This window comes from Mycolicibacter virginiensis, from assembly GCF_022374935.2.
Classification (GTDB): Bacteria; Actinomycetota; Actinomycetes; order Mycobacteriales; family Mycobacteriaceae; genus Mycobacterium; species Mycobacterium virginiense.
Genome location: NZ_CP092430.2, coordinates 2,302,722 through 2,314,514, shown reverse-complemented (window position 1 = coordinate 2,314,514; position 11,793 = coordinate 2,302,722). Strand labels below are relative to the sequence as shown.

The 11,793-nt window shown below is 67.1% G+C and carries 6 protein-coding genes and 1 riboswitch; of the genes, 2 read left to right on the top strand and 4 right to left on the bottom strand.

What is annotated here, in order from left to right; translation table 11 throughout:
* Positions 1–26 precede the first annotated feature (26 nt).
* Together MJO54_RS11110 and MJO54_RS11105 are read left to right on the top strand one after the other, a co-directional pair.
* Entirely contained in the window at positions 27–2,213 is a 2,187-nt protein-coding gene (locus tag MJO54_RS11110) for a malate synthase G (RefSeq protein WP_046284979.1), read from the top strand.
* Positions 2,214–2,280: 67 nt separating this feature from the next.
* Positions 2,281–4,398 (top strand): vWA domain-containing protein, encoded by a 2,118-nt coding sequence (locus tag MJO54_RS11105; protein WP_434085437.1) that lies wholly within the window; start codon positions 2,281–2,283, stop codon positions 4,396–4,398.
* Between the two features lie 28 nt (positions 4,399–4,426).
* Here MJO54_RS11105 and MJO54_RS11100 read toward each other — a convergent pair whose 3' ends face one another.
* The 4 genes from MJO54_RS11100 to MJO54_RS11085 form a co-directional block, all read right to left on the bottom strand.
* The gene (locus tag MJO54_RS11100; protein ID WP_240175917.1) at positions 4,427–6,031 is read right to left on the bottom strand and encodes a hypothetical protein; all 1,605 of its coding nucleotides are present in this window, start codon (positions 6,029–6,031) and stop codon (positions 4,427–4,429) included.
* A gap of 140 nt (positions 6,032–6,171) precedes the next feature.
* A complete protein-coding gene (locus MJO54_RS11095) occupies positions 6,172–7,809 on the bottom strand; it encodes a hypothetical protein (protein WP_240175916.1) in 1,638 nt (545 codons plus the stop codon).
* Between the two features lie 106 nt (positions 7,810–7,915).
* Positions 7,916–10,747, bottom strand: coding sequence for an aminomethyl-transferring glycine dehydrogenase (gene gcvP / locus MJO54_RS11090; protein WP_240175915.1), 2,832 nt, complete (start codon positions 10,745–10,747; stop codon positions 7,916–7,918).
* A gap of 164 nt (positions 10,748–10,911) precedes the next feature.
* Positions 10,912–11,009, bottom strand: a riboswitch (glycine riboswitch).
* Between the two features lie 83 nt (positions 11,010–11,092).
* Positions 11,093–11,728 (bottom strand): MerR family transcriptional regulator, encoded by a 636-nt coding sequence (locus tag MJO54_RS11085; protein WP_046284975.1) that lies wholly within the window; start codon positions 11,726–11,728, stop codon positions 11,093–11,095.
* Positions 11,729–11,793: the final 65 nt, after the last annotated feature.

The window sequence follows — 11,793 nt, the reverse complement described above, 5'->3', positions numbered from 1 at the left end:
GTAGATCGGCTATGAGGGAGGAAATCATGACGGACCGGGTGTCGGTGGGCGACCTGCAGGTCGCACGCGTGCTGTATGACTTCATCACCGACGAGGCCCTGCCGGGCACCGGTGTCGACCCCGACAGCTTCTGGGCCGGCGTGGACAAAGTCGTCACCGATCTGACGCCCAAGAACCAGGCGTTGCTGGCACGTCGCGACGAACTGCAGGCGCAGATCGATAAGTGGCACCGGCACCGGGTCATCGAGCCGCTGGACACCGAGGCGTACCGGGCCTTCCTCACCGAGATCGGCTACCTGTTGCCCGAACCCGAGGACTTCACGGTCACCACCGCCGGGGTGGACGACGAGATCGCGGCGCAGGCCGGCCCGCAGCTGGTGGTTCCGGTGCTCAACGCCCGGTTCGCGCTCAACGCCGCCAACGCCCGCTGGGGCTCCCTGTACGACGCCCTCTACGGCACCGACGTGATCAGCGAAGACGACGGCGCCGAGAAGGGCACGTCGTATAACAAGGTGCGCGGCGACAAGGTGATCGCCTACGCCCGCCGGTTCCTCGACGACTCCGTGCCGCTGACCAACGGCGCCTGGACCGAGGTCAAGAGTTTCGCGGTGAACGACGGCGCGTTGGTGGTCACGCTGGGCGACGGCCTGGAGACCGCGGTCGCCGCTCCCGCGGAATTCGTCGGCTACACCGGTGACGCGGCCTCGCCGTCGTCGGTGCTGCTGTCCCACCACGGCCTGCACCTCGAGATCCTGATCGACCCGGAGTCGCCGATCGGATCCACCGACGCCGCCGGCATCAAAGACGTGGTGCTCGAATCGGCGGTCACCACGATCATGGACTTCGAAGACTCGGTGGCCGCGGTCGACGCCGAGGACAAGGTGCTCGGCTACCGCAACTGGCTGGGACTGAACCGAGGCGACCTGTCCGAGCAGGTCAGCAAGGGTGACAAGAGCTTCACTCGCACCCTGGCCGCCGACCGGGAGTTCACGGCACCGGACGGGGGCACCCTGACCCTGCCGGGCCGCAGCCTGATGTTCGTCCGCAACGTGGGTCACCTGATGACCAACGACGCCATCGTCAACAGCGCCGGCGCAGAGGTGTTCGAGGGCATCCAGGACGCGCTGTTCACCGGGCTGATCGCCTCGCACGGCCTGACCGCATCCGACGACACCGGGCCGCTGGTCAACAGCCGCACCGGGTCGATCTACATCGTCAAGCCCAAGATGCACGGTCCCGATGAGGTCGCCTTCACCGCCGAGCTGTTCAGCCGGGTCGAAGACGTCCTGGGCCTGCCGCAGAAGACCCTCAAAATCGGCATCATGGACGAGGAGCGGCGCACCACGGTCAACCTGCGGGCGTGCATCAAGGCCGCCGCCGACCGGGTGGTGTTCATCAACACCGGCTTCCTGGACCGCACCGGCGACGAGATCCACACGTCGATGGAGGCCGGGCCGATGGTCCGCAAGGCGAGCATGAAGTCGCAGCCGTGGATCCTGGCCTACGAGGACAACAACGTCGACGCGGGATTGGCCACCGGCTTGACCGGCCACGCCCAGATCGGCAAGGGCATGTGGGCGATGACCGACCTGATGGCCGACATGGTCACCCAGAAGATCGGCCACCCGCGCTCGGGGGCGAGCACCGCGTGGGTGCCCTCCCCCACCGCCGCCACCCTGCACGCGATGCACTACCACCAGGTGGATGTGTTCGAGGTGCAGAAGGAACTGGCCGGAAAGCGGCGCGCCACAATCGATGCGCTGCTGACCATCCCGCTGTCGGAGGGTCTGGCGTGGGCGCCCGACGAGATCCGCGAAGAGGTCGACAACAACTGCCAGTCGATCCTGGGCTACGTGGTGCGCTGGATCGACCAGGGTGTGGGCTGCTCGAAGGTTCCCGACATCCACGACGTGGCACTGATGGAAGACCGTGCCACGCTTCGGATCTCGTCGCAGCTGCTGGCGAACTGGTTGCGGCACGGGGTGATCACCGCCGACGACGTGCAGTCCAGCCTGGAGCGGATGGCGCCGGCGGTAGACCGCCAGAACGCCGGCGACCCGAGCTACCTGCCGATGGCCCCCGATTTCGAGTCCAGCATCGCGTTCGCGGCCGCACGCGAGCTGATCCTGTCCGGGACCACGCAGCCCAACGGCTACACCGAGCCGATCCTGCACCGACGCCGGCGGGAGTTCAAAGCCCAGGCCGGTGTCTGACCCAACGCAGACCCGATGGACATCACCGTGGCCGGACAACTGACCAGGCGGAGAGGACGCACCCACCGTGGGTAGGCACAGTTTCCCCGGCCCGGACGATTCCGACGAGCCGGTGGGCGGCAGCGAGCCCGACGACAGCCACTTTTCCGACGGCCCCGACCTGTTCGGCTTCGGCGACCCGGACGATGACGACTACGTCGACGACTATCACGACGCGTTCTATGACGAGTCGTTCTCCGACGGTGCTGACGCCGGATATCGCGAGCCGCGATACGACGCCCGTTTCGAGGCCGGATTCGACGATGCCGACCCGGCGCAGTACATGCGCCGCGGCGGTGAGCCTGATGAGGAGTCGCGTTACCGCACCGGTCCTTTCGGCGCCATCGGCGGCGTGGCCGGCGAGCCATCGGTCGCCGATCAAGACGAGCCGCGCGGCGGGCACCGCAACCTCGAGCGGTGGCGTCGGCATCGCAACGACTCCGGGCCACGCGGCGTCAGCGTCGGTGTGATCGCCGCGCTGGTGTCGGTGATCGTCATCGTTGGCGCGGTGATCCTGTGGCGGTTCTTCGGCAACTCGTTGTCGCATCGTTCCGCCGTCGCCGCCGGCAACTGCCCGGCAGGTGATCTGACAGTGGCCGTCGTCGCGGACCCGACGATCGCCGACCACGTACAGGGCTTCGCCGACAGGTTCAACAAGACCGCCAAGCCGATCGGCGACCGCTGCGTGTCGGTGCAGGTCAAGCCGGTCGATTCCGATGCCGTGGTCAGCGGTTTCATCGGCGACTGGCCCGCGCAACTCGGGCAACGGCCGGCGCTGTGGATTCCGGGCAGTTCGGTCTCCACGGCCCGGCTGCAGGCCTCCACCGGCGCGGAAACGGTCAGCGACAGTCGTTCTCTGGTCACCTCACCGGTGTTGTTGGCGATCCGCCCCGAGCTCAAGAGCGCGCTGCAGAAGCAGAGCTGGGCGAGTCTGCCCGACCTGCAGTCCGACCCGGACGGGCTGGGCCATCTCGGGCTGGCCGGCTGGGGCCCGCTGCGGCTGGCGCTGCCGATCGGCGGCAACGGCGACGCCGCCTTCCTGGCCGGCGAGGCGGTGGCTGCCGGAGTAGCCCCCAAGGGCGCACCCATCATCGATGGCGTCGGTGGGGTGCACCGGCTCGCGGGCGGAGAACCCAAGCTCGCCGACGCTTCGCTCGCTGAAGCGTTGAACGTGCTTCTGCGCCAGGGAGATCTGGCGGCGTCGCCGGTGCACGCGGTAGTGACCACCGAGCAGCAACTGTTCACCCGTGGCCAGTCGCTGTCGGATCCGGCGACCCAGCTGGCATCCTGGCGGCCGCCGGGTCCGGTGCCGGTCGCCGATTACCCCACGGTGTTGCTCGCCGGGTCCTGGTTGTCGCAGGAACAGGTCAGCGCCGCCAGCGAGTTCGCGCGCTTCGCCCGCAAGCCCGATCAGCTCGCAGAGCTGGCCAAAGCCGGATTCCGCGTCGAAGGTGTCGAACCGCCCAGCAGCGAGGTAACCGGCTTCCCGGCGGTGTCGGACACGCTGTCGGCCGGCGACGACGCAACGCGCGCCGCCCTGGCCAACGCCCTGACCACCTTGCCGGGCAGTGCGGCCGTCACGGTGATGCTCGACCAGTCGATGACTACCGACGAAGGCGGCAAGAGCCGGTTGGCCCATGTGATCGCGGCGCTCGATCAACGGATCAAGGGCCTGTCCCCGAATTCGTCGGTGGGCTTGTGGACCTTCGACGGCACCGAGGGCCGCAATGTGGTGACCGGTGGCCCGCTGGACGAGCCGCTCAACGGCGGGACTCGCGCGGAGGCCTTGGTCAGCGAGCTCAACGACCTGAGCTCGACGCCGGGAGGTGCGGTGTCCTTTACCACGCTGCGTCTGGTGTACAACCAGGCCTTGGCCAATTACCACCCCGGGCAGGCCAATTCGGTACTGGTCATCACCGCAGGTCCGCACACCGACCGGACATTGGACGGCCCTGGGCTCCTGGACTTCATCCGGGCCAACACCGATCCGGAACGACCGGTGGCGGTCAACGTCATCGACTTCGGCGCGGACGCCGACCAAGCCACGTGGCAGTCGGTGGCACAACTTTCCGGTGGCACGTACCAGAATCTGCGCGGGGCCAACTCCCCCGAACTGGCCGGCGCGCTGAACTCACTGCTGAGCTGACGCACCGCCAGGCCGGCGCCCAGCTGCGCTACCCGACCAGCGCGTCCAGGATCTGCTGCGGCACGGTGACCAGCAGTTCGGTGATCATCCCGCCGAACGATCCGACACTGATGCTGGCCAGGTCCAGGTTGCCCAGGCCGAGATCGTCAAGCAGCTCACCGAGGTTCAGGTTCGACAGGTCGCCGGCCAAGTCGCCGAGGTTCAGCGGCAGGTTGTCGAGGCCCAGACCGCCGATCAGACCACCGAGATCCAAACCGTTCAACAGTCCGGTGACGTCGAGTCCGAGCAGTCCACCACCGAGTCCGCCCAGCAAGCCGCTCAGCGTCAGCTCGCCCGTGGAGTCGGCGAAGCCGAGACCTTCCAGGATTCCACCGATAGTGAGGTCGCCGGTCGGCAGCGATACCCCGAGAGCGCCCAGCAGTGAGCTGACGGTCTCGTCAATGCTCTGACCGCCCAACAGATCACCGAAGGTGACGGTGTTCAGCGCGTCGATCAGGTTCTGCGGGGTAAGGACGACGGCATCGAGAACCTCTTCCAGAACGGGCCCGAGCAGCGGCAGGCTGTTGATGATGGTCGCCAGGACGGAGTTCAGGAGGCCGGTGATATCGGTGAGCACACCTCCCGGAAGCCCTTCGAGCAGCGACCCCAGCGAGGAGTCGACCAGACCTCCGAAACCCAGATTCGTCAGCAATTGAGCCAGGCCGAGGTTGATTTCGGTATTGATGCCGAACGCGTTCAGCACGTCGTCGAGGCTCAGGCTGTTCAGGTCGACGTCGGTGTCCAGGCCCAACCCGCTCAGGATGCCGGTCAAGCTGAGGCTGCCCAGCCCGAGGTTGCCCAGGCCCAGAAAGTCGAGCAGCCCGCCCAGGTCGGAGATGTTGCTGCCCAGCTTCAGCAGGTCACCCAAGCCCTCACCGCTGATTCCCAGCTCAGTGAGCAATCCCCCCAGGGTCAGATCGCCCAAGCCGAGTTGGTCGATCAAGGCCGCGATGTTGACATCGGTCAGATCGAGGTTGCCCAACCCCAGGGCGTCCAGCAGTTTGGTCAGGTTGAGGTCGACCTCCAGGTTCTGTTCCGGCGCCAGGATGCCGTTGAATGCCGGGATATTGACGATGCCGCCGAGCAGACTCAAGTTGTCCTGGCCGTTGAGGTAGGCGTTGAGCACGGTGGCGGGCGCGTTGAGCAGTGCGGTGAATGCGGTCGCCGGATCACTCAGCTCGGTGATCACGCTGTTGATCGCGTTCAGCGTCGCCGCCTGCGAACCGAGGTTGGCGATCAGCAACTCCATTGCCGGCGCCAGTTGTACCGACACCGTCGCCGGCAGCGATGTGATGTCGGTGTCCACCGTCGGGGTGAGGTCGGTGACGGCATCGATCACGCCAAGCGGGTTGGTGAACATCGCGGTGAAGACTTGAAGGATCCCCGACCAGTCGGCGTGCGCACTGATGTTCTGCACGTTGTCCCAGGTGTTGGTGAACAACTCTGTGTAGGAGGTGGTCAGCTCGACAGCAGGCGCGCCGACTGGTGAGAGCTCCGGCGCAGCTACGGGCATGACCGGCACGACCGCGAGCATCCCGGCACCTGCGACGGCGATACCGGCTGTGAGGTAGGGGCGAAGAGTGAGCTGTTGCATGATCTCTCCTCAGATGATGTTAATCACGATTCGGATGAGTTCAGCGTAAACCCTTTTAGGGATTAACTTGAGATTCCACTGAATTTTTTCGCTGGTACTTTCAGCGCCCCGCAGCACTGCTGCGAGTGTTACGAACGCCGCTACGCGCCCAGCATGGCCAGGAGCTGCTGGGGCATGCTGACGAACAGTTCGGTGAACGTGCCGCCGAACGAGCCGACAGTGGCGCCGGCCAGGCTCACCTGCCCCTGGACGAAGCCCTCGAGTAGGTCGGCGAGGTAGGGGTTCACCCAGTCTCCGACGAGGTCGCCGAGGTTGAGCGACAAACCGTCGAGCCCCAGAAAACTGACCAGGTCACCCACGTCAAAGCCGTTCAACAGCCAGGTCAGGTCCAACCCGAGCGGGCCATCGGTCAGTACGCCGCCGAGTGCGCCGCCGAGGCCGTTGAGCACGTCGCGCAGCGTCAGGTCGCCGATGGAATCGGTGAACCCGAGATCTTCCAGGAAGCCGCCGACGGTCAGGTTGCCGACGAACATCAACGCGCTGCCCACACTCTCCAACAGCGAACTGACGGTGTCGTCGATGCGCAGGTCGCCCAGCAGATCGCCGACGGTGAAGGTGTTGAGGAGGGCCTCCAGGTCATCGGCCCCCACGAGGTCGCTGACCAGGTCAGTCAGCAAGGGCCCTAGCAGGGGAATGGGGTCGAAGAGGTCAGCCGCGGTCGCATTGAGCCAGCTCAGTAGTTGGCTGAGTAGGCCGACGTCCGACAGCAGGCTGCCGAGGTGTTCGCCGGCCAGGTTGCCGTCGCCAAGCCCGACCAGCACCTGGCCCAGTGCCACGGGAATCTGGGCGTCGATCCCGAACGCGCTCAGCACGTCGACCAGCCCGAAATTGCCGAGCGGGAGGTCCAGATCGAGATCGCGGTAGAAGTCGGTGTCGGGGCCCAGTTCGCCCAAGAGGGCGGTCAGGCTGTAGCGGCTCAGACCCAAGTCGCCCAGGCTCAAGAAGTCGAGCAGATCTCCCAGGGTGCTGACGTTGGTGGCCAGCTTCAGCAGGTCCCCCACGCCTTCGTCGCCGTAACCCAGGCCGCTGAGCAGTCCCCCCACGGTCAGGGTGCCAAGACGGATCTGGTCGATCACGCCGTCGAGGTTCAGGTTGCTCAGATCCGGAGTGCCCAACCCCAGCATCTCCAGCAACCTGGACAAATCGAGGTCGATCTCCAGGTTCTGCTCGGGTGCCAGAACCCCGTTGAACACCGGGATGCTGACGATGCCGCCCAGCAAGGACAGGTTGTGCTGGCCGTTGAGGTGGGCGTCGAGCAGCGTGGCCGGCGCGTTGAACAGCGCGGTGAACGCGGTGCTGGGGTCACCCAGATCGTCGACCACGCCGAACAGTGCGTCCAGCGTCGCCACGTGCGATGCCAGGGCCGCGATCAGCAACTCCAGCCCCGGCGACAGCTGCACCGAGAGCGTCGCCGGCAGCGACGCGGTGTCGGTGTCCACCGCCAGCGTGAAGTTGCTGGCCGCATCGAACAGCCCGACCGGATTGGAGAACATCGCGGTGAACAGCTGCGAGATCGCCGACCAGTCCGCGTGTGCACTGATGCGCTCGACGTTGTCCCAGGTGTTGGAGAACAGGTCGCCGTACGAAGTGGTCAGCGCCACGCCAGGGGAAACCGCGGAGGCCGGTGGCGGCACCGCAACCGGAGCGACCGTGACGATCCCCGCACCGACGAGTGCGATGCCGGCGGTGACGCAGGAGCGAGAAAGGGGCTCCTGCACGAGTCCTCCTAGATGCGCACCTCAACCATGAATTGGATAAGGGCGATCCTAGACTCTTTTTGGTTCTAGCTGAGACTTTGCTGGCTATTTCCCGAACGCCGGCGACTCAGCTGTAGGCCTCCACCGGCGGGCACGAGCAGACCAGGTTGCGGTCGCCGAAGGCACCGTCGATCCGGCGCACCGGGGGCCACACCTTCGGCCGGAATCCGCGGCCCAGCGGGTAGGCGGCTTGTTCCCGGGTGTACGGGTGCTCCCACTTGTCGACCACCAGGCATTCCGCGGTGTGCGGGGCCCCGCGCAACGGGTTGTCCTCCACCGACCATTCGCCGGAACCGACCCGGTCGATCTCGCCGCGAATGGCGATCATCGCCTCGCAGAACGCATCGACCTCGGCGAGGCTCTCACTCTCGGTGGGTTCCACCATGAGGGTTCCAGCCACCGGGAAGCTCATGGTCGGGGCATGGAAACCGTAGTCTGCCAACCGTTTTGCGACATCGTCGACGGTCACACCGGTGCTCTTGGTGATCTCGCGCAGGTCCAGGATGCACTCGTGGGCGACCATGCCGTTCTCGCCGGTGTAGAGCACCGGGTAGTGCTCGTCCAGCCGTCGGGCGATGTAGTTGGCCGATGCGATCGCCGTCAACGACGCCGCACGCAGGCCATCGGCACCCATCATCCGGATGTAGGCCCAGGTGATCGGCAGGATCGACGCGGACCCGTACGGCGCTGCCGACACCGGATGCCCGGCGGGCAACTCGGCGGCCAGCGGGTGACCGGGCAGGAACTCGGCCAGGTGCGCGCGCACCGCCACCGGCCCGACGCCCGGGCCGCCGCCCCCGTGCGGGATGCAGAAGGTCTTGTGCAGGTTCAGGTGACTGACGTCTCCCCCGAACTTTCCGGGCCGAGCCAGTCCGACCAACGCATTGAGGTTGGCGCCGTCGACGTAGACCTGGCCGCCGGCGTCGTGCACGGCGGCGCAGATCTCGGCGATGTCGTGCTCGTAGACGCCGTGCGTGGAGGGATAGGTGATCATCAACGTCGACAGCGCCGCGGCGTGCTGGTCGACCTTGGCGCGCAGATCGTCGAGGTCGACGTCGCCGTTGTCACGGCAGGCGACCACCACCACGCGCATTCCGGCCAGCGCCGCCGATGCGGCGTTGGTGCCGTGGGCACTGGAGGGGATCAGGCAGATGTCGCGATGCGACTCGCCGCGGCTGGCGTGATAGGCGTGGATCGCCAGCAGACCCGCGTACTCCCCCTGCGAGCCGGCGTTGGGTTGCAGTGACACCGCGTCATATCCGGTGATGCCCGCCAGCCAGGTCTCCAACTGCGCGATCAGCGTCCGCAAGCCCACGGCGTCGCCGGCCGGGGCGAACGGGTGCTGGCGCGCGAACTCGGGCCAGGTGATCGACTCCATCTCGGCGGCGGCGTTGAGCTTCATCGTGCACGACCCGAGCGGAATCATGCTGCGGTCCAAGGCGATGTCCTTGTCCGACAGCGTGCGCAGGTAACGCATCATCGCGGTTTCGGTGCGGTAGCGGGTGAACGCCGGGTGGGTCAGGAATTCCGACGTGCGGGTGGCAATGGGCGCGTCGGCCGGCTCGACCGCCGCCACCCCGAAGGCATCCAGCACCGCGGCCACCTGCGCGTCGGTGGTCGTCTCGTCGCAGGCCACCGAGACGTGGTCGGCGTCGACCCGCCACAAGTTGATCCCGTCGGCCTTGGCCGCAGCGATCACCTCGTCGGCCCGGCCCGGCACCCGCGCCAGCACCGTGTCGAAATAGCGGTCGTGCACCAGCGCCTCACCGAGTGCGGCGCCGATCTTCTCGGCGTGGGCGTGCACGCGCCGCGCGATCGCGGTCAGACCGTCGGCGCCGTGATAGCTGGCATACATCGCGGCCATCACCGCCAGCAGCACCTGTGCGGTACAGATGTTCGAGGTGGCCTTGTCCCGGCGGATGTGCTGTTCGCGGGTTTGCAGCGCCAGCCGGTAGGCATCAGCGCCATCCCGATCCCTGGACACCCCGACCAGCCGGCCGGGCAGCTGGCGGGCGTGACCCGAGTGCACGGCCAGGTAGCCGGCGTGCGGGCCGCCGAAGCCCATCGGCACCCCGAACCGTTGGGCAGTGCCGAATGCCACGTCGGCGCCGATCTCGCCCGGCGGGGTGAGCAGCGTGCATGCCAGCAGATCCGCGCCCACCGCCACCAGTGCGCCGCGCTCGTGGGCGGCTTCGATCAGCCCCGACCAATCCGTGATCCGGCCCGAGGCGCCCGGCAACTGCACGATCACCCCGAAGAAGTCGCCGTCGGGAAGTCCCTCCCGCAGGTCGGCGGTGACGATCTCGATGCGCAGCGGCTCGGCGCGAGTCGCCAGCACCGCCGCGGTCTGGGTGAACAGGTCGGAGTCGACCAGCAGCCGATGCGAGGTGCCGCGCGTGGCGCGGTGCATCAACGTCATCGCTTCGGCGGCCGCGGTGCCCTCGTCGAGCATCGAGGCGTTGGCGATCTCGCACCCGGTCAGGTCGGCGATCATGGTCTGGAAGTTCAGCAGGGCCTCCAGCCGGCCCTGGCTGATCTCCGGCTGGTACGGCGTGTAAGCGGTGTACCACGCCGGGTTCTGCATGATGTTGCGCAGCAACACCTGCGGGGTGAGCGTGTCGTAGTAGCCCTGGCCGATCATCGACACCGCAACCGTGCTGGTATCGGCCAGTTCGCGCAGTTCGGCCAGGGTCTGTGCCTCGGTGGCCGGGGCCGGCAGGACCTCCAGCCCGGGCGCGATGCCGTCAGCGCTCAGCGCGTCGAGGATGCCGGCGGGCACGGCCTTGGCGGCCAGGTCCTCCAGCGACGCGACACCGATGGCGGCGAGCATCGCGCTGATCGCGGTGCTGTCGGGGCCGATGTGCCGGTCAACAAAGCGGGATTCGGTGTACTCGGACACGGGAACTCCTGGGCGCTAGACGACTGCGAGACGAATTCGTGTCCTCCCCCTCTGTCGTCTGCCCGGCCCGGGCGCCTGAGAGATTCGGCGCCGAGCTGCCTGCGGCGCCTTTCCCCATGGGCGGGTGTAACCCGTACGGGCGTCACCGCTTTCCAGAGGCATCAATGCCGGCCGCGGTCCGGGTGCCTGAGAGGTTGACGGAGAGGTATTGCTCCTTCGGCGTCCGCGGCTGGCTGCCACGGAACTCTCCCGCGAGAGGCTGATGCGGACCCAATACTACCCGTCGGGCCCGGTCGACCAGGATTCAGCAACGGTTTTTCGACCGCTGCGCCGAGGCTTTGAGCCCTAACCGGTCTTGCGGTCGCGGAACTTGCGGCGGCTGGCCAGTTCGTCTTCCGGCGCGGCGATCGACTCGCCGCCGTCGGCACGCTCGCCGGGGAAGTCGGAGATCACGCCGGTCAGCTCGCGCATCGCGCCCGATACCGCGATACCGAACACCCCCTGGCCGCCCTGCAGCAGGTCGACGACCTCTTCAGCCGAGGTGCATTCGTACACGGTGGTGCCGTCGGAGAACAGCGTGATGTTGGCCAGATCCTGGACGCCGCGCTCCCGAAGGTGGTCGACGGCGATCCGGATGTTGTGCAGCGAGATGCCGGTGTCGAGGAGTCGCTTGACGATCTTGAGCACCAGGATGTCTTTGAACGAGTAGAGCCGCTGGCTACCGGAGCCGGCCGCGCCCCGGATGGAGGGCACCACCAGCGAGGTACGAGCCCAGTAGTCGAGCTGACGGTAGGTGATGCCGGCGATCTGGCAGGCGCTCGGGCCCCGGTAACCGACGAGTTCGTCGGGAACGGAGTCGTCCGGGAACAGGCCGCCCTGTACGGGTTGGCCGGCGCTGGAGGGGGCCGCGGGGACTTCGCGGTCGCCCTTGTCGGACTGACCCGTGAAGTCCAGCTGTTCCTGCCCCGGTTGGTCGCCCACGCTGCTTCCTCTCGCCGATCGCGCTCGTTGCCACTGACTGGCCAGTGGCCGCGTTTGCTCTTGCC